Origin of the sequence: Pantoea sp. AS-PWVM4, assembly GCF_000468095.1 — a bacterium.
Taxonomy (GTDB): Bacteria; Pseudomonadota; Gammaproteobacteria; order Enterobacterales; family Enterobacteriaceae; genus Pantoea; species Pantoea phytobeneficialis.
This window is the reverse complement of record NZ_ASZC01000015.1, coordinates 61,651-81,153: the sequence shown is the minus strand read 5'-3', so window position 1 is coordinate 81,153 and position 19,503 is coordinate 61,651. Positions and strand designations below refer to the sequence as shown.

The window sequence follows — 19,503 nt, the reverse complement described above, 5'->3', positions numbered from 1 at the left end:
GCATAGGCTTTTATTTTATATATAAGAAAAACCTATGACGTGATATTAATTTACTTATGTTTTGTATAAACGGTGATGTGGCAAATAATCTGCTGCATCACCGTTTTTTTATAATGGCAACATTTCAGTCTGATGTTGGTGCTGGAGCCAGCTCATAACATGGCGCACAATCGGCTTGAGATAGCGGTCCTGCGGGATCAGCAGAAAACATTTGCCGTTGGCAGCCAGCTTGCCGCTATGGGCGGGGACCAGCTCACCCCGGTTGAGATGATCCTGCACTAAGCCTTCCCAGCCGAGTAATATCCCGTCACCCCGCACCGCCGCCTGTACCAGAAACGGATAGTTATTCGCCCGCCAGGTCTGGCGTGGCACAAAACTCAACACATTTTGCGAGGCGAACCAGTCACTCCAGCCGGTCCATTCACGCTGCGGGTCGTCCTGAATCAGCAACATATGGTGGAGTAATGATTCAGCGGAGGCATTATCCTCCAGCCTGGTCAGGAACTCAGGGGCGCACATCGGATAACAGATTTCGTCAAACAGCGGGGTGGCCTGAAAGCCTGGCGGGGCTTCGCGTAGATAGAAAATTGCCAGGTCAAACTCCGATGAGCGCATATCGCCGAAACTGTCGGAGATTTTCATACGGATTTGCAAATCGGGTAATTCGCGGTGCAGCGCGGAGAGTCTTGGGGCTAACCATAGCGATCCCATCGCGCTGGTGCAGGCAATCGTCACCTGCGGCAGGCCGTTCCAGCCCATCACTTCTGCGGTGGCATGGGACAGGGCGGAGAGCTGCTGACGTACCTGGGTGGCATAAGCCTCGCCGCGTGGCGTCAGTAACACCCGGCGTTGCGTGCGGGTGAAGAGTTTGCAACCGAGCATCTCTTCCAGCTGCAAAATCTGGCGGCTGGTGGCGCTTTGCGTCAGGTTAAGTTCTTCAGCCGCGCGCGAAATATTGCCGTAGCGCGCCACACACTCGAAGGCAATGAGCGTGTTGAGGGGCGGTAAAGGTTCGATCTGCATCAATCCTGCCTCGGTACGGGGGAGAATGCGCCGCCGCAGCGGTCGCGATCCTCACACACTAACCATCGCGGGGGAGGCTGGCAAGCGTCTCGCTGCCAGCCGCAGGGTCAGGCTTTTTCGACGTTATTCAGGGCCAGGGAAACCGCGAGGGTTTGTGCCAGGCACAGAGACGCCACCTGTGAGCGGAAGCCATCAACCTGCGCTTCGCGTACCACAAAGCAGACATCGCTGAAGGCCGCCAGCGGGCTGACCTGGCTGTCGGTGATGGCGATTTGGTGCGCGCCACGTTTGGCACCCAGTTCCACCAGTTCTACCGCTTCACGCGCGTACGGTGAATAGCTGATGGCAATCACCACGTCTTTCGGGTTCACCATGCTTAGCTGTTCGGTGAACATGCCGCCGAGGCCATCGATCAGGAACGCGCGACGCTCCAGATGGCGCAGCGCGTACACCAGATATGACGCCACGCTGAACGAACGGCGCAGACCAATGATGTAAATATTTTCCGCTTCATTCAGCATCTTCACCGCTTTGTTGAGCTGGTCAGGGTTAACCTGCATCGCCAGCTGTTGCAGCGCCTGGCTGTTGACCATAGTGAAGACGTTGAGGATTTCGACCGGGCTTTCCGGCGAAGAGGCGCTGTCGTCGGTGGCGGTCTGACGGAACAGGCGGGCGCGTTCGGTGTAGTTCACCGTCTCTTCCATCAGGTGCTGACGGAAAACCTGCTTCATCTCGTTAAAACCACTGAAACCAAAGGCGTTGGCAAAGCGGATCAGCGTAGAAGGGGGGACATCCGCTTGCTGCGCGATTGAGGCCACGGTGTCGAAAGCGATGCTGTTGCTGTTATCAAGAATATAACGCGCCACCTGTTTCAGGCGTTTACTCAGCGTCTCATAACGACGACGAATGTCGTCCTGTAACAAAGTCAGTTGGGTGGGGTTATTGGTCATTACTTCGGCCTGCTAATAAACATTGTGGCTGGATAATGAGCGCTATAGTACCAGATGGATGGAAAATTTCATTTGTTTGGCAGCATCGTGACGGTTATTTCATCGGTTTATGAAACGCCTCACAAAATGCAGGGATGTGGTGCGTGCTGTTGCCCTCACCCCGGCCCTCTCCCGCAAGACGGGAGAGGGGGAGTGCAATATGCAAGTTCTCTCGATCTGTCCCCTCTCCCGCTTGCGGGAGAGGGTTAGGGTGAGGGTAGCCCACTCAACCGCGTGCCGCGCGCCAGTACTCAATCAGGCGCAGATAATTACCTTTCACCGTTTCAATCAGCGCCTGGTCATCCAGCTCGCCCTGCAACCACTGGCGTGATGGCTGGCCGAAGATGGTGCGGCCGACCGCAAAACCTTTCACCCACGGTGCCTGAGCCGCCGCCGCGAAACCGGCTTTCAGCTTCTCTTCCGGTGCATCAAGGCCGAGCAGCAGAATGCCACGGCAGTGAGGATCCTGCTGCTCGATCAGGCTGCTTACCGCCTGCCAGGTTTCTGCCGACAACGGCGGTAACTTCCACCAGTCGGGCTGGATGCCGAGGCTATAGAAGTGGCTCAGCATATCGACATAGTAAGACTCTTTTTTATCCGGGTTACTCTCCGGCAAAATCACTTCCAGCAGCAGCTCGTGCCCGCTTTTGTTACAACCCTTCCACACATCCAGCAGCAGATCGTCCTGCTCTTTGCGCAGTTCCGCGCTGTCATGTGGGTGGTAAAACACCAGGCATTTCACCACATGTTCCTGTGGCCAGTCGATCAACTGGGAGCCGATATTGCCGTGCTCCAGACGCAACGGGCGCGAACTGGGTAACTCAATCGGGCGACCAATCCACCAGCCTTTACCGGTGATGGCGTTCAACGCTTTCTGGCCGTAGGTGGTATCCGCGAGGATGCCGCTTTTGCTGTCCAGACCGGCCTGTTGCGACGCCTCTTGTGCTGCCTGCAACAGCAGCAGCTTGAGTTGCGGGATGCGGCTTTCATCGACACCGGCCTCACGCGCCATATCGGCCAACTGCTTACGATGGTCGAAAGCGAACACGTTCAGTTCCGGCCACTCGCGGGTGCGCGAGGTAACACGGTGCAGATGATTGAGACGGGTATCGAGGTCCGGGCGTTTTACCTCTTGATCGCGGCTGAGGAAATCATCCAGTTCCTCTTTGGTCGGCATCGCTGGCGCGCAGCCGTGGCGAGATACCACCAGTGCGCCGCAGGCATTGGCATAGCGACACGCCTGTTCCCAGCCTTCATCGTTCAGCCAACCACGCAGCAGGCCAGACATAAAGGCATCACCCGCGCCCAGTACGTTCAGCACTTCTACGCGCACGCCGCTGTGCAGTTTGGTTTGCTCCCAGCTATCCGGGATCGCGCCTTCAAATACCACGCAACCCAGCGGGCCGCGTTTGCACACCAGCGTCGCCTGGCTGGCCTGACGCACGTTTTTCAGCGCGGTAAGGGTATCGGTGCTACCACCGGCGATATGAAACTCTTCTTCTGTTCCGACAATCAGATCGAAATAGTGCACCACTTCCTGAAGCTGTTTTGTGACCTGACTGGACTCGATGAAACGCGTTTCACCGTCGCCGAGTGAAGTCAGCCCCCACAGCACCGGGCGATAGTCGATGTCCAGCGCAGTGCGCAGGCCGTTTCGCCTGGCGATATCCAGCGCTTTCAATACCGCGGCACGGGTATGAGGATGCGACAGGTGAGTACCGGTTACCGCGACAGCGCGTGAGGAAGTAATGAAATTTTCCTGAATATCTTCGGGTACCAGCCCCATATCCGCGCAGTTGTCACGGTAGAAAATCAGCGGGAAAGTCTCTTCATCTTTAATACCGAGGATCACCAGCCCGGTCAGGCGATGTTTATCGGTAATCAACCCCTCAGTGCTGCAACCCACGCGTTGCAGGGTTTCACGCAGAAAGAGGCCATTATGCTCGTCCCCGACGCGTGCCAGCATGGCGGATTTCAACCCCTGGATGGCCGTGCCATAGGCAACGTTGCCGGAAGATCCGCCGAGGTATTTAGCGAAGGTGCTCATATCTTCCAGTCGCGCGCCAATTTGCTGACCGTAGAGGTCGACGGCGATGCGTCCGATACAAATCACATCAAGCCGCTTCTGTTGTGTACTCATACTTGTGGTTTCCTTCTGTGATAAGCAGACACTTCGGGCGCTGTGCTTCCGGGTTCTCAAGGTGCCTGATTGGCTATGGTCGCAGTATGGGGAATAAAAATTCCAAATTCAATATGAAATGAAATATCTGTCACGATTTTGTGAACCAGGTAAAACTCTGAACAACGTAGCGTGCAGGGGAGAGTGGCAAGACAAGTTTCACGGATGCTCTGGCTTGTGAGCCAGCTCTCAGGAAAACCCTGAGAAATAATGGAAGCTGCTGAAGTGAAATGAAATTTCTTTATGAGGCTTCTTTGCTTTATTGTTGTTCCACTTTCCCCCCTTTTTTGGCCTGTGTCTGGGTCCGTTCCATCCCTGAATTTGATCTCCATCGCAAAATGAAATGTTTCTTCTGTAATCGTATTTTATGGAAAAAATATTTGTTTATAATCGCCTCACGTTTCACTTATCCGCGGTCGCCATTTCCGGTGCGTTGACGTCAACCGCGTTGTACCTGGTTCACAGGTACCAGCATGTAAAGGATGAGCATATGGGCACAATCAGATTAACCACGGCACAGGCGCTGGTGAAATTTCTTGATAACCAGTATCTGAACGTTGATGGCGTTGAAACCAAGTTTGTGAAAGGCATTTTCGCTATTTTCGGTCACGGCAACGTGCTGGGACTGGGGCAAGCGCTGGAACAGGACAGCGGCGATCTGGTGGTGCATCAGGGCCGTAACGAGCAAGGTATGGCGCATGCCGCCATCGGTTTTGCCAAGCAGTCGCTGCGCCGCCAGATTATTGCCTGTACCTCGTCGGTCGGACCGGGCGCAGCCAACATGATCACCGCCGCCGCAACCGCAACCGCCAACCGTATTCCTTTATTACTGCTGCCGGGCGATGTGTTTGCCACGCGCCAGCCGGACCCGGTGTTGCAACAAATCGAGCAAAGCCACGATCTCAGCATCAGCACCAACGATGCCTTCCGTGCCGTCAGCAAATACTGGGACCGCGTCAGCCGCCCGGAGCAGCTGATGACCGCCTGTATAAACGCATTGCGCGTGTTGACCGATCCGGCGGAAACCGGTGCGGTGACCATTGCGCTGCCGCAGGATGTGCAGGGTGAAGCCTGGGATTTCCCGGAATATTTCTTCCAGAAGCGCGTACATCGTCTGGATCGCCGTCTACCCACGGTGGCCCAGTTGGAAGAGGCACTGGCACTGATTGCGCGTAAACATAAGCCACTGATTGTATGCGGTGGCGGCGTGAAATATTCCGAAGCGGGTGAAGCGCTGCGCCAGTTTGCTGAGCGTTTCAACATTCCGTTTGCCGAAACGCAGGCGGGGAAAGGCACGATTGTCTCTGACCATCCGCTAAATGTCGGCGGCGTCGGTGAAACCGGCTGTCTGGCGGCTAACCTGCTGGCGAAAGAAGCGGATTTAGTGATTGGCGTGGGGACGCGCTACACCGATTTTACCACCGCTTCGAAATGGATTTTCCAGAACCCGGACGTCAGCTATCTCAATATCAACGTCAACAACTTCGACAGCTACAAGCTGGATGCGGTGCAACTGCTGGCCGATGCCCGCGAAGCGCTGACCGCGCTGGATAAGGGGTTGCAGGGCTTTGAAAGTCACTGGGGCGGCCAGATCGATCAGGCGCAAAGTAAGCTGCTGAAAGAGACGCAGCGCGTGTATGCCGCGACCTATAACACCGACGATTTCATCCCAGAAATCGCCGACCATATCGACCGTGAAGCGTTGTTTGCCGAATTCCAGCGCCTGACGCAGTCGGTACTGACGCAGAGCAGCGTGCTGGGCACCTTAAACGAGCAACTCCCAAAGGATGCGGTGATTGTCGCGGCCGCGGGCAGTCTGCCGGGCGACCTGCAACGCGTGTGGCGCACCAAAGATTACAACTCGTACCACGTTGAATATGGCTACTCCTGCATGGGCTACGAGGTGAATGCCGCGCTGGGGGTGAAGCTGGCTGAGCCGCAGCGTGAAGTCTACGCCATGGTCGGTGACGGATCTTTCATGATGCTGCACTCCGAGCTGGTCACCTCAGTTCAGGAAGGGGCGAAAATCAACGTCATCCTGCTGGATAACATGACCAACGGGTGTATCAACAACCTGCAAATGGAACACGGTATGGACAGCTTCACCACCGAGTTCCGCTTCCGTAACCCGGAAGGCGGCAAGCTGGACGGTGGCTTTGTTCCGGTGGATTTTGCGGCGATTGCCGCAGGTTACGGCTGCAAAACCTATCGCGTCACCAGCCTGGAGCAGCTGAAGGCCGCACTGGCCGATGCGCAGAAGCAGACGGTCTCAACGCTTATCGATATTAAAGTGCTGCCGAAAACTATGGTGCACAAATACTTCAGCTGGTGGCACGTCGGGGTCGCGCAAGCGTCCACTTCCGAGCGCACGCAACAGGTAGCTGACAACCTTAACGCGCATATCGAACAGGCGCGTAAGTACTGATCTTCAGGCCGGACTTCTCCGGCCTTTATTTACCCTTATCCGACTCTACAGGTGTAATTATGACGCTCAAACTCGGTGTTATCGGTACCGGTGCAATTGGTCAGGAACATATCCGCCGCTGCAACAATGTGCTACAGGGTGCGAAGGTGGTGGCGGTTTCAGATATTAATGTGGAAGGCGCGCGTGCTGCGCTGCAACGTCTGAATATTGATGCCGAGGTTTATCAGGATGGTCATCAGGTGATCAACTCGCCAGAAGTTGATGCGGTGCTGGTCACTTCATGGGATCCGACACATGAAGAATTTACCCTCGCGGCGATTGCTGCGGGCAAACCGGTGTTTTGTGAAAAGCCGCTGGCACTGAGCGCCGAGGGTTGTCGCCGCATTGTCGATGCAGAAATCAAACACGGCAAACGCCTGGTCCAGGTCGGGTTTATGCGCCCTTATGATGCCGGTTACCGCGCACTGAAAAAGGTCATCACCGACGGTGAAATCGGCGAGCCGCTGATGCTGCACTGCGCGCATCGCAACCAGAGCGTTGGCGAGAACTACACCACCGACATGGCCATTACCAATACCCTGATTCATGAGCTGGACGTGCTGCGCTGGTTGACGGAAGACGACTACAAAACGGTGCAGGTGGTGTTCCCGCGCGTGACCTCGAAAACGCATGCGAAGCTGAAAGATCCGCAAATCGTGTTGTTTGAAACGCAGAAAGGGATCCGCATCGACGTGGAAATCTTTGTGAACTGTGCGTACGGCTACGACATCCAGTGCGAGGTGGTGGGGGAAGAGGGCATTGCGAAACTGCCGGAACCTTCAGCGATTCAGATGCGTAAAAACGCCCGTCTTGGCAACGCCATTCTGACTGACTGGAAAGATCGTTTTATCGAGGCTTACGACGTGGAGTTGCAGGCGTTTATCAATGATGTGAAAGCCGGCCAACTGACCGGGCCTTCTGCCTGGGATGGTTTTGCGGCCTCAGTGGCGGCGGATGCCTGCCTGAAAGCGCAGAACAGCGGGGCTATCGAAGCGGTTGAAATGCCACCGCGTCCGACTTTCTACAACAAATAATCAGGGCTTCCCATGAACAAAGACAATGTAAAACTGGCGATTGCGCCGATTGGCTGGACCAACGATGACATGCCGGAACTGGGCAGCGAAAACACCTTCCAGCAAACGGTCAGCGAAATGGCGCTGGCGGGCTTTACCGGTAGCGAAGTGGGTAGCAAATACCCGCGCGATCCGGCGGTGCTGAAACCCATGCTGGATATTCGCGGCATTCAGATCTGTAACGCCTGGTTTAGTACCTTCTTCGCTAATGGCGATAAAGCGAAAACTATCGACGAATTCACCAACCATATGAACTTCCTGCATGCTATGGGCGCGCGCGTGATTGGTTGCTCCGAGCAGAGCAAAAGTATTCAGGGCACCAGCTTGCCGGTTCTGGAGCAGAAGCCAATTTTTAGCGATGAAGAGTGGCGTCTGACAGCCGAAGGCTATAACGAGCTGGCGGAGATTGCGGCAAAGAAAGGGATGCGTGTATGTCTGCATCACCATATGGGCACGGCGATTCAGACCCCGGCGGAAATCGACCGCTTTATGGCGTCGACCAATGAGAATGTTGGCTTGCTGTACGACACCGGCCACATCTACTACTCAGAAGGTTCGCAACAGGCGATGCTGGATGTGCTGACCACATACCTGCCACGCATTTTCCATGTGCATCTGAAGGACGTGCGCGACAGCGTGGTGGCAGAAGTGCGCGCGAATTCGTTGTCGTTCCTCGATGGCGTGAAGAAAGGCACCTTTACTGTGCCGGGCGATGGCGTCATCGATTTCCAACCGGTGTTCAAAATCCTCGATGATTTCGGCTATAAAGGCTGGATGGTGGTGGAAGCGGAACAGGACCCGGCGCTGGCTAACCCGTTTGAATATGCGGTGAAAGCGCGGAAATATATTCGCGAGAATACCGGTCTTTAAGGTAAAAACGCGCGATGAATCGCGCCGCTACAGACTGCACCAGCGCGATAAATCGCGCCGCTACAGACTGCGCCAGCGCGATAAATCGCGCCGCTACAGACTGCGCCAGCGCGATGAATCGCGCCGTTACAGACCGCTCCAGCGCGATTCATCGCGCAAAAAAAGGCCGTAACCCTGAAGAGGGTTACGGCCTGTTATCTGACTTTACGGCTTAGGATGCCAGCGACAGCGTCGGTTTCTGGCGGTGAGTTGCCAACCATTCGCGAATGCGCGCCTGCTCGGCATCGCTCAGCCACATCCCCTGTTTGGTACGACGCCAGATGGCATCATCCAGTTCATACACCCATTCGTGTTTCACCAGATAACGCAGTTCGGCCTCATAAAACTCATGACCGAAGTTCTCGCCGAGATCTTCCAGACTCTGTGCACCTTCCAGCAATACTTCGGTGTTGCTGCCAAAGGTACGGGCATAATGACGCGCCATACCTTCGCTGATAAATGGGTAGCGGCGACGCAGGCTGGCGGCGTAATCTTCGCGCGAACCGGCGATATTGCCTCCCGGCAGCACCGCATTTTTGGTCCAGGCCGGGCCGGCGTTCGGATAATACTTCGCCAGTTTTTCCAGCGCGTGTTCCGCCAACTTACGGTAGGTGGTCAGCTTGCCGCCAAATACCGACAGCAGCGGAGCCTGACCATTATCGTCATGGACATCCAGCGTGTAATCGCGGGTGATGGCCTGCGGTGAATCGGATTCGTCGTCACACAACGGACGTACACCGGAATAGGTCCAGACGATATCTTCCTGCGTCAGCTGTTTTTTGAAGTGCGCGTTATACACCTTCAGCAAATAGTTGATTTCGTTATCGTCGATCTTCACGTCTTTTGGATCGCCTTTGTATTCGACGTCTGTGGTACCGATGATTGAGAACTCATCCATCCACGGAATGACAAACACGATACGATGATCTTCGTTTTGCAGGATGTAGGCCTGTTTTTCACGATGTACGCGCGGCACCACAATATGGCTGCCTTTGATCAGACGGATGCCATAAGGCGATTTCAGTTTCAGGCCATCGTCAAAGAACTGTTTAACCCACGGACCAGCAGCATTCACCAGCCCTTTGGCGCGCCAGGTGTAGGTTTTGCCGGTATCAATGTCTTCGGCTTCCACCATCCACAGGCCAGCCTCACGCCAGGCGCGGGTTACACGGGTACGGGTGCGTACTTCGCCACCTTGTTTCACCACTTCCTGAGCATTGAGCACCACCATGCGCGCATCGTCCACCCAGCAGTCGGAATATTCGAATCCGCGCGTGATTTCAGACTTAAGTGCCGAATCCGCGCCAAAACGCAGACTTTTGCTACCCGGCAGGCTGGTGCGTTTGCCGAGATGGTCATACATAAACAAGCCCATGCGGATCATCCACGCCGGGCGTAAATGCGGGCGGTGTGGCAGACGAAAGCGCATCGGGAAAGCAATATGCGGTGCCATTTTCAGCAGCACTTCACGCTCCGCCAACGCTTCGCCCACCAGGCGAAATTCGTAGTGTTCAAGGTAGCGCAGGCCACCGTGAATCAGTTTGGAACTGGCAGAGGAGGTTGCACAGGCCAAATCCCGCGCCTCCAGCATTAGCACCGACAGTCCGCGTCCTGCAGCGTCCACTGCAATGCCGGCACCGTTGATGCCGCCGCCGATAACGATCAGGTCTTTGGTTTCCACGTCATCTCCTCCGATGTTCGGAATCGTTCTTAAATGTTCGTTTTCGAGCATAATAATAATCGGAAACCAACATTGATGCCAGCGGTTAACCTAATAAAAACATCTTTGCGTGATACAGCTAACATTCCGGCAGAAAAAAAACACAAAGCCACATGCTTTATCAGGTTATGGCGCTCACAACTCAGGGTAAACTAGGCGTTAATTGTGACGATGTGATGAGAGAAACCATGGAAACCTTCGAGTGTATTAACGTCCTACAGGCTCAGGAGCATCTGACACAAGGTGCGCAGCTGGTGGACATCCGCGATCCGCAAAGCTTCTCTCTGGGCCATGCCGCAGGTGCGTTACACCTGTCGAATGACAACCTCGCCGATTTTATCAGCCAGGCCAATCATGACCTGCCAGTGCTGGTGATGTGCTACCACGGCAATAGCAGCAAAGGTGCCGCGCAGTTCCTGCTGGGACAAGGGTTTAGCGCGGCCTACAGTATTGATGGTGGATTTGACGCCTGGCGTGCGGCGTTTCCGGCTCAGGTGACAACTGGTACGATGTGAGCCTTTAGATAAAGGTACGGAGAGCACCGCATGATGCGCATTACCCAGTTCAATAATCCGCGCATGGCCCAGGCGTTTGTGGACTATATGGCGACGCGTGGCGTCAGGTTAACGATTGAACGTGAAAGCCATTTTGTCATTCTGTTGGAAGACGAAAGCAAGCTGGATATGGTCGAAAACGAACTCGCGCAGTTCGTGCGTGATCCCAACCACCCACGTTATCAGGCCGCCAGCTGGCATACCGGCAGCACGGAAAGTGGGCTGCGTTATGAGCGAAGCCATATTTGGGCGAACATTCGCGAACGCGCAGGCCCGCTCACCATGACCATGATGATGGCCTGTGTCGCGGTGTTTATCCTGATGCAGATTTTCGGTGATGAAACCCTGCTTGGCTGGTTGGGCTGGCCTGATGGGCCGCAGCAATATTTCCAGGTGTGGCGCTGGTTCAGTCATGCGCTGCTGCATTTTTCCCTGCTGCATATTTTGTTCAACCTGATGTGGTGGTGGTATCTCGGCGGGGCAGTCGAAAAGCGTCTCGGGAGCGGCAAGTTATTTGTCATCATGCTCATTTCCGCGCTACTTACCGGCTGGATGCAGGCTAAATTTAGCGGCGTGCTGTTTGGCGGTTTATCTGGCGTGGTGTATGCGTTGATGGGTTATTGCTGGTTGCGAGGCGAGCGCGATCCCGAAAGTGGTATTTATCTCGAGCGCGGTTTGATGGGGTTCGCTATTGTGTGGTTGATTATTGGCTGGTACGGCGCATTTGGTCTGTCGATTGCCAATGCGGCACACGTTACCGGCCTGCTGGTTGGGTTAGCGATGGCGTTTGTTGATACGCGTAAGAAAGTGGTGCGCCGTTAATACCAGAAGAAGAAAAACGCGGCATCAAGCCGTGAACAGGAGAGAGATGTGAAGCAGACGCAACGTCATGACGCCATTATCGATCTGGTCCGGCGTCAGGGATATGTCAGCACGGAAGAGCTGGTGGATCACTTTGAAGTCAGCCCACAGACCATCAGGCGCGATTTGAACGATCTGGCCGATCAAAACAAAATTCAGCGTCATCACGGCGGTGCAGCGCTACCCTCCAGCTCGGAAAATACCGCCTGGCAGGACCGAAAAATGATGTGGTCGGCTGAAAAAGCGCGTATTGCCGAGCGCGTTGCCAGCCAGATCCCCGATGGGGCGACATTATTTATCGATATTGGCACCACGCCTGAAGCAGTGGCGCATGCGTTGCTTAATCATAGCAATCTGCGTGTTGTCACCAACAACCTCAACGTCGCGATGCTGCTGATGGCGAAACCGGATTTCCGCGTCATCATTGCCGGTGGCGAAGTGCGTACCCGCGATGGCGGCATTATGGGGGAAGCCACCCTCGACTTTATCTCCCAGTTCCGCCTGGATTACGGCATTCTTGGTATCAGCGGTATTGATATGGATGGCTCGTTGCTGGAGTTCGACTACCACGAAGTTCGCACCAAGCGCGCGATCATTGAAAACTCACGTTGCGTGATGCTGGTGGTGGATCACTCAAAATTTGGTCGCAACGCGATGGTGAACCTGGGCAACATGAGCCTGATCGACTATCTGTATACCGACCTCACGCCACCTGCCAGCGTGATGAAGGTGATTGAGCAACACGAAGTACAACTCGAACTCTGCTAAATCTGCACGAGGCGGGTTTTTTTCTCTCCCGCCTTGTTTTTCTGTCGCTTTTTTCTCCTGACCCGTCTTTACTTATCCATTCAGGCCAGCATCTGGCCATGCGCTCCCCAATTTCGCTTCACCGTTACCGGACTCGGAAGGGATTGATATGTCGCAACAAAAATTCAATAAAGCGCGTTTTGACGCCGCACTTACCCGCCAGTGGCAATATCTTGGACTTTCTTCAGCACAACAAATGACGCCGCATCAATGGTGGCAGGCGCTAAGCGCTGCGCTGGCGGAGCTGCTGGCGACGCAACCCCCACTGACGCCACGCAAAGGCCAGCGCCATGTTAATTATCTGTCGATGGAATTTCTGATTGGCCGTCTGACCGGCAACAACCTGATGAATCTCGGCTGGTATCAGGAAGTGCAGGAAGTGCTGGCGACTTATCAGGTTTCGTTAAGCGAGTTACTGGAAGAAGAGGTCGATCCGGCGCTCGGTAACGGTGGGCTGGGACGTTTAGCCGCTTGCTATATGGATTCAATGGCCACCGTGGGTCAGGCAGCGATGGGGCATGGCCTGAATTATCAATATGGCCTGTTTCGTCAGTCGTTTGATGATGGCCAGCAAAAAGAAGCGCCGGATGACTGGCAGCGCGATCGCTACCCGTGGTTTCGCCATAACGCAGCGCATGATGTGCAGGTCGGTATCGGCGGCAAAGTTGAGAAAACGGAAAGCGGCGGTTGGTACTGGCAGCCCGCTTTCTGGCTAAAAGGGGAAGCCTGGGATCTGCCGGTGGTAGGCTATCGTAATGGCGTAACCTTACCGCTGCGGTTATGGAAAGCGACCAGCGATCACCCGTTTGATCTGACGCTGTTCAATGGCGGAAAGTTTCTCCAGTCGGAGCAGTCGGGCATTGAGGCGGCCAAACTCACCAAGGTGCTCTATCCCAATGACAACCATCAGGAAGGTAAACGCCTGCGCCTGATGCAGCAATATTTCCAGTGTGCCTGCGCGGTGGGCGATATTCTGCGGCGGCATCATCTGGCCGGGCGTTCGGTGCATGACCTGCCAGACTACGAAGTGATTCAACTGAATGACACCCACCCGACCATTGCGATTCCAGAGATGTTGCGCCTGCTGCTGGACGAACATCAGCTGAGCTGGGATGACGCCTGGCACATCACCAGCCGCGTGTTTGCCTATACCAACCATACGCTGATGCCGGAAGCGCTGGAGCGCTGGGACGAGCGTCTGGTGCGCAGTTTGTTGCCACGCCATATGCAGATCATCCGTGAGATTAACCGACGTCTGAAGAAACTGGTGCAACGTCAGTGGCCGGATGATGAGGCGGTGTGGCAGAAGCTGGCGGTGGTTGCGGAGGGTCAGGTACGGATGGCCAATTTGTGTGTGGTGAGTGGCTTCGCCGTCAACGGCGTGGCGGCGCTGCATTCCGAGTTGGTGGTGAAAGATCTGTTCCCGGAATATCACCAGCTTTGGCCGAAGAAATTCCATAATGTCACCAACGGCATCACCCCGCGTCGCTGGCTCCAGCAATGTAACCCACGGTTGTCGGCGTTGCTTGACGAGACATTGCAGGTGGAATGGGCCAACAATCTTGAGGCGCTAAAAGCGCTGGAGCCTTTTGCCGCTAAAAAAGCGTTCCGCCAGAAGTACCGCAAAATCAAGCAGGCCAATAAGCAGCAACTGACCGAGTACATCCGTCAGGTCACCGGCATTCAGGTGAATCCCGAGGCGCTGTTTGACGTACAGATCAAACGCCTGCACGAATACAAACGTCAGCATCTCAGCCTGCTGCATATCCTCCATTGCTACCGTCAACTGCGCGATGACCCAAAAAATCCTGACTTTGTCCCGAGGGTGTTCTTGTTTGGCGCGAAAGCCGCGCCGGGTTATTACCTGGCAAAAAATATTATCTATGCCATCAACAAGGTCGCTGAGGTGGTCAATAACGACCCGAAAGTGGGCGATAAGTTGAAGGTGGTGTTTATTCCTGACTATCGAATTACCGCCGCTGAACTGATGATCCCGGCGGCTGATCTCTCCGAACAGATTTCGACCGCCGGATATGAAGCTTCCGGCACCGGCAATATGAAACTGGCGCTGAATGGTGCGCTCACCATCGGTACGCTGGATGGTGCCAACGTTGAGATTGCGGCGGAAGTTGGCGAGGAGAATATCTTTATCTTTGGTCATACCGTGGATGAGGTTAAAGCGTTGAAGGCCGAGGGTTACCATCCGAAAAAACTGCGTAAGGCCAATAAACATCTCGACGGGCTGTTGAAAGAACTGGAAAAGGGCAAATTCAGCGATGGCGACAAACACGCCTTTGATTTGTTGCTCAATAGCCTGACGAAAAACGGCGATCCCTGGTTGGTGTTAGCCGATTTCGATGCTTACGTCGAGGCGCAACAGCGTGTTGAGGCACTGTGGAAGGACCAGGAAGCCTGGACCAAAGCGGCCATCCTCAATACCGCCCGCAATGGGATGTTCAGCTCCGATCGCTCTATCCGTGATTACCAGAAACGTATCTGGCAGGCGAAACGGTAAATCTGCACGTCTCGTAGCGGCGCGATTTATCGCGCTGATTGATTTTGCGCGATAAATCGTGCCGCTACCGAATGTGTCTTACGCGATTCAGGAGCAGCAATGACGTTGAACAAGTTGGATCAAGCCGCACAGGCCGCGGGCATCGCGCTGCGTTTTATCAATGCCAACGGCGAGCCTGCAACCATCAGTGATGACACCAAGCGGGCGCTGCTGGCGGTGATGGACGCGCCAACGGGCAAAGCACCGCCGTTACCGCCGGTCCAGGTATTCAGGGGACGGATGCAGCGCCAACTGACGCCGCAAGGCAGTGGCGAATTCCACTGGCAGTTGATTTCCGAACAAGGTAAGCAATTTCACGGCAGCGTGCAGGGGGGCGAACCGTTGACGCTGCCTCCCCGGTTACCACAGGGCTACCATCAGCTTATCTTGCGTAAAGGCCGCCAGCAGTGGCAAACCCGTATCATCCTCGCCCCGCGCCGTTGTTACCTGCCTGCGCCATTGGAGCAAGGTGAAAAACGTTGGGGGGCGCTGGTTCAGCTCTATACCCTGCGTTCCGAACACAACTGGGGCATGGGGGATTTTGGCGATCTGGAGCGCATGCTGGAACAGGTGGCGGCGCTGGGGGGCGATTTCGTTGGGCTCAATCCGCTGCACGCGCTTTACCCGGCACAGCCAGAGATGGCCAGCCCCTACAGTCCCACCTCACGCCGCTGGCTGAACGTGCTGTATATCGATGTCAGCCAACTGACGGATTTCCAGCAAAGCCACGCGGCGCAGCGCTGGTGGAACAGCGCCAAAACGCGACGGATGCTGGAGAAAGCTCGCGTCAGCGAATGGGTGGACTACAGCACGGTGGCAGAGCTGAAAATCCACGCACTACGTCTCACATGGCAGGCATTTCGTCAGCATGGCGTCCAGCAGGAGGCGTTTCAGCAGTTTGTGGTGGAGGGGGGCGAGCACCTGCGCTACCAGGCAGCGTTTGACGGCATTCAGGCAGAACGGCACACCGACGATCAACAGGCGTGGGGTTGGACGGGTTGGCCAGAAGGCTGGCGCAATGCGCAGCAGGCCGAGGTCCAGCAATGGTGTACGCAGCATGAGGACGAGATTCAGTTCTGGAGCTGGTTGCAGTGGCTGGCGCAGCAGCAATTTGCGCAGTGCTGGCAGCGTAGCCAGCAGTTGGGGATGGCGGTAGGGTTGTATCGCGATCTGGCGGTCGGTGTGGCCCAGGGAAGTGCAGAAACCTGGCAGGATCCTCAGCTCTACAAGTTAGGTGCGTCGGTTGGGGCACCGCCAGACCGCCTCGGTCCACTCGGGCAAAACTGGTCGCTGCCGCCGCTCGATCCTCATGTGATGCGTGCGCGCGGCTATCAACCGTTCATCGATCTGCTGCGAGCCAACATGCGCGATTGCGGCGCGTTGCGTATCGATCATGTGATGGGGTTGCTGCGCCTGTGGTGGATTCCCTGGGGTGAGACGGCGGATAAAGGGGCCTATGTCGCTTATCCGGTGCAGGACCTGCTGGCGATCCTTGCGCTGGAAAGTCAGCGCCATCGTTGCATGGTCATTGGTGAAGATCTCGGTACGGTACCTGCTGAGATTGTCAGCCTGCTGCGCAACAGCGGCATCTTTTCATGGAAGGTGTTGTGGTTTGAGCAGCATCGTGATGGGCGTTATCGTCAGCCAGAGGAGTATCCGCGCCAGTCAATTGCCAGTGCCAGCACCCACGATCTGCCAACCCTGACCGGATTCTGGGAGGCGGGTGACTTGTTGCTGGGAAATAAGCTCGGTTTGTATCCTGGTGAAAGCGTGTTGCAGTCATTGCAGCAACAGCGGGAAAAACAGAAGCAGGCGCTACTGGATGCATTGCATCAGGCCGGGGCGTTAGCCAAATCCAGCGGTAAACAGGCGGCCAAACGGGGGATGTCACCCGCGCTCAATCTGGCGATGCACCGTTTTCTGGCGGCTACCGACAGCGCGTTGCTGGGCCTGCAACCGGAAGATTGGTTGGGTATGGACTCACCGGTGAATGTGCCGGGCACAGTTGAACAGTATCCTAACTGGCGTCGTAAGCTCAGTACCACGCTGGAGGCGATGTTTGCAGAGGGGGAAGTGCAACGATTGCTGAAGGCTGTGAGTATCGGCAGGAAGCGGGTTTAACGCGCGACAGCGTCGGGTCGCTGTCGCACGTTGGGAATCAGTAGTAGGAGTGCTCGCCGCGCTGGTGCTCGGTCAGATCGCGCACGCCTTTCAGTTCCGGGAAGGCTGCCAGCAGCTCTTTCTCGATACCGTCTTTCAGCGTCACGTCAATCATCGAACAACCGTTGCAGCCGCCGCCAAATTGCAGAATGGCGTAACCGTCATCGGTGATTTCCATCAGTGAAACGCGACCACCGTGGCCTGCCAGTTGCGGGTTGATCTGTGCCTGCAACAGGTATTCCACGCGTTCGACCATTGGCGCATCGTCAGAGACTTTACGCATTTTGGCGTTTGGCGCTTTCAACGTCAGCTGGGAACCGAGGTTGTCAGTGACGAAGTCAATTTCCGCGTCTTCCAGGTAAGGGGCGCTCAGCTCGTCAACATAGGCTGACAGCTTTTCAAACTTCAGCTCGGTATCCGTCGCTTCAACGGCATCGGGCGGGCAGTAAGATACGCCACACTCGGCGGTTGGTGTACCCGGGTTAATCACGAATACGCGGATCTGGGTGCCATCTTCCTGTTTTGACAGAAGTTTTGAGAAGTGCTCTTGGGCAGCATCAGTAATACGGATCATGGCGATTGCTCAATAGTTGACTAATTTAGTTGGTTATAATACGCCCAACGCCGACGCTCTACAAGGTACGGCACAGGCATCCAATCTGTACGCTGGCCGCGCCTGCGGCCTGCAACATGCGGCTGATTTCTGCCACCGTACTGCCGGTGGTCACCACATCATCGATAAGCAGGATATGGCGTCCCTCTACCGGGATTTCAAGCTGAAACGCGCCGCGCAGGTTCTTTTTACGCGCCGATGCGCTCAGCTCATGCTGCACCGCAGCCTGACGTACGCGGCTTATGCCTTCCCTGTAGTCACAACTTAGCCAGCGCGCCAGCGGTTGCGCCAACAGCGACGCCTGATTGTAGCCACGTCGCCAGTGGCGACGCTGATGCAGGGGCACGCTGAAGATGATATCTGGTCGGGGAAGCGCATAACATCGCCGCATGGCTAACCACTTTAGCAAAAGTAGCCGCGCCAGCATCACCCTGAGTGCGGTGGCGCGGCAAAACTTCAACTGATGAACCCAGTGGCTGAGCGGGGGTTGATAACCGCTGACGCAGATCAGTTGTTGCCACGGTGGCGGTCGTTGCAGGCAGCGCCCACAAACCTGATCGGCACGGGCGGGCAGGCCACAGCGTGGGCAAAGTTCGGGTAATACCGGCAACTGACGCAAACACCCGTTGCACAGACCGTGTTGCGCCATGCGTAGCGGCAAACGGCATAGCCAACACAGGGCAGGGATTGATAGCATAGCGACCTCCTTTTCACTTTCAGGATAATAACCGATGAGTTCGATCTGGTGGCACACCACCGGCACGGGGGATTGCGATCTTGTGCTGCTGCACGGCTGGGGATTGAATGCCGAAGTGTGGCAAAACATCATTCCGCGACTCAGCCCGCATTTTCGCTTACACCTGGTCGATCTACCGGGTTTTGGTCGCAGCCAGGGATTTGGTGCCATGACGCTGCCCGCTATGGCACAGCATCTGGTGGAGCATTTGCCGGAACGCAGCCTGCTGCTGGGTTGGTCGCTGGGTGGTCTGGTCGCCAGTCAACTGGCGCTTACGGTGCCGGAATCCATTCGGGGGCTGATCAGTGTGGCTTCGTCGCCATGCTTTACCGCCAGCGAAGAATGGCCCGGTATTAAGCCGGAAACGCTGCATGGCTTTCAGCAGCAATTAAGTAATGATTTTCAACGCACCGTGGAACGTTTTCTGGCTTTGCAGACGCTGGGAACGGAAAGCGCGCGGCAGGATGCTCGCCAACTGAAAGAAGTGGTGTTATCCCAGCCAATGCCGTCAGTGGCGGTACTGGAAGGCGGTCTGGAGATTCTGCGTCACTGTGATTTGCGTGCGTCGCTGGATGCTCTCCGGCTGCCATTCCTGCGCCTGTATGGCTATCTGGACGGACTGGTGCCTCGTCGTATCGCGGCAGAACTGGATGTGCGCTGGCCACAATCGCCATCGGTGGTGATGGAGAAAGCGGCCCATGCGCCATTCATCTCGCACCCGGAAGCATTTTGTCAGCATATTCTTAGCTTTAGTGGCCGTCTGCCGCGCTAGCTGGCAATTCTCCCGGAAAGGTCAATACTTTCCGGGTGGGCAGGAATGCTTTACCTCTGCAATCAACTTCCTGCCGACATCTCTGCAAA

Annotated in this window: 15 protein-coding genes; 9 read left to right on the top strand and 6 right to left on the bottom strand. The window is 55.6% G+C overall.

Features of this window, described 5'->3' with window-relative positions; translation table 11 throughout:
- Window positions 1–108: 108 nt before the first annotated feature.
- The 3 genes from L579_RS14020 to iolC form a co-directional block, all read right to left on the bottom strand.
- The gene (locus L579_RS14020; RefSeq protein WP_021184873.1) at window positions 109–1,023 is read right to left on the bottom strand and encodes a LysR substrate-binding domain-containing protein; all 915 of its coding nucleotides are present in this window, start codon (window positions 1,021–1,023) and stop codon (window positions 109–111) included.
- A gap of 107 nt (window positions 1,024–1,130) precedes the next feature.
- A complete protein-coding gene (locus L579_RS14015; RefSeq protein WP_013510847.1) occupies window positions 1,131–1,973 on the bottom strand; it encodes a MurR/RpiR family transcriptional regulator in 843 nt (280 codons plus the stop codon).
- Between the two features lie 265 nt (window positions 1,974–2,238).
- Complete coding sequence (iolC, locus tag L579_RS14010; RefSeq protein WP_021184872.1) at window positions 2,239–4,152, bottom strand: bifunctional 5-dehydro-2-deoxygluconokinase/5-dehydro-2-deoxyphosphogluconate aldolase; 1,914 nt, start codon at window positions 4,150–4,152, stop codon at window positions 2,239–2,241.
- 529 nt (window positions 4,153–4,681) lie between these two features.
- Here iolC and iolD point away from each other — a divergent pair.
- The 3 genes from iolD to iolE are packed head-to-tail and all read left to right on the top strand — an operon-like array spanning window position 4,682 to window position 8,598.
- The gene (gene iolD, locus L579_RS14005; protein ID WP_021184871.1) at window positions 4,682–6,616 is read left to right on the top strand and encodes a 3D-(3,5/4)-trihydroxycyclohexane-1,2-dione acylhydrolase (decyclizing); all 1,935 of its coding nucleotides are present in this window, start codon (window positions 4,682–4,684) and stop codon (window positions 6,614–6,616) included.
- Between the two features lie 59 nt (window positions 6,617–6,675).
- Window positions 6,676–7,689, top strand: coding sequence for a Gfo/Idh/MocA family protein (locus tag L579_RS14000; protein ID WP_021184870.1), 1,014 nt, complete (start codon window positions 6,676–6,678; stop codon window positions 7,687–7,689).
- Window positions 7,690–7,701: 12 nt separating this feature from the next.
- Complete coding sequence (gene iolE / locus L579_RS13995; RefSeq protein ID WP_021184869.1) at window positions 7,702–8,598, top strand: myo-inosose-2 dehydratase; 897 nt, start codon at window positions 7,702–7,704, stop codon at window positions 8,596–8,598.
- Window positions 8,599–8,809: 211 nt separating this feature from the next.
- On the opposite strand, the gene glpD is transcribed toward iolE, so the two are convergent.
- A complete protein-coding gene (gene glpD, locus L579_RS13990; RefSeq protein WP_021184867.1) occupies window positions 8,810–10,318 on the bottom strand; it encodes a glycerol-3-phosphate dehydrogenase in 1,509 nt (502 codons plus the stop codon).
- Window positions 10,319–10,545: 227 nt separating this feature from the next.
- Between glpD and glpE the strand changes: the two genes are divergently transcribed.
- From glpE to malQ, 5 genes are all read left to right on the top strand, one after another.
- The gene (glpE, locus tag L579_RS13985; protein WP_021184866.1) at window positions 10,546–10,872 is read left to right on the top strand and encodes a thiosulfate sulfurtransferase GlpE; all 327 of its coding nucleotides are present in this window, start codon (window positions 10,546–10,548) and stop codon (window positions 10,870–10,872) included.
- A 33-nt stretch (window positions 10,873–10,905) separates the two neighbouring features.
- Window positions 10,906–11,733: a rhomboid family intramembrane serine protease GlpG gene (gene glpG, locus L579_RS13980; RefSeq protein WP_036626762.1), complete on the top strand. Its 828-nt coding sequence runs from the start codon at window positions 10,906–10,908 to the stop codon at window positions 11,731–11,733.
- A gap of 48 nt (window positions 11,734–11,781) precedes the next feature.
- A complete protein-coding gene (locus L579_RS13975; RefSeq protein ID WP_013510838.1) occupies window positions 11,782–12,540 on the top strand; it encodes a DeoR/GlpR family transcriptional regulator in 759 nt (252 codons plus the stop codon).
- Between the two features lie 148 nt (window positions 12,541–12,688).
- Window positions 12,689–15,094, top strand: coding sequence for a maltodextrin phosphorylase (malP, locus tag L579_RS13970; RefSeq protein ID WP_021184864.1), 2,406 nt, complete (start codon window positions 12,689–12,691; stop codon window positions 15,092–15,094).
- A gap of 99 nt (window positions 15,095–15,193) precedes the next feature.
- Window positions 15,194–17,254 carry a 4-alpha-glucanotransferase gene (gene malQ, locus L579_RS13965; RefSeq protein ID WP_021184863.1) on the top strand — a complete coding sequence of 687 codons (2,061 nt, stop codon included), beginning with the start codon at window positions 15,194–15,196 and terminating at the stop codon, window positions 17,252–17,254.
- A 37-nt stretch (window positions 17,255–17,291) separates the two neighbouring features.
- Here the strand turns inward: malQ and nfuA are convergent, their stop codons facing one another.
- Entirely contained in the window at window positions 17,292–17,867 is a 576-nt protein-coding gene (nfuA, locus tag L579_RS13960; protein WP_013510835.1) for a Fe-S biogenesis protein NfuA, read from the bottom strand.
- A 58-nt stretch (window positions 17,868–17,925) separates the two neighbouring features.
- Window positions 17,926–18,603 (bottom strand): DNA utilization protein GntX, encoded by a 678-nt coding sequence (gntX, locus tag L579_RS13955; RefSeq protein WP_021184862.1) that lies wholly within the window; start codon window positions 18,601–18,603, stop codon window positions 17,926–17,928.
- A gap of 34 nt (window positions 18,604–18,637) precedes the next feature.
- Here gntX and bioH point away from each other — a divergent pair, with 34 nt between their 5' ends.
- Window positions 18,638–19,414, top strand: a complete 777-nt coding sequence (gene bioH, locus L579_RS13950; protein WP_036626729.1) for a pimeloyl-ACP methyl ester esterase BioH — start codon at window positions 18,638–18,640, stop codon at window positions 19,412–19,414.
- The last annotated feature ends 89 nt before the right edge of the window (window positions 19,415–19,503 follow it).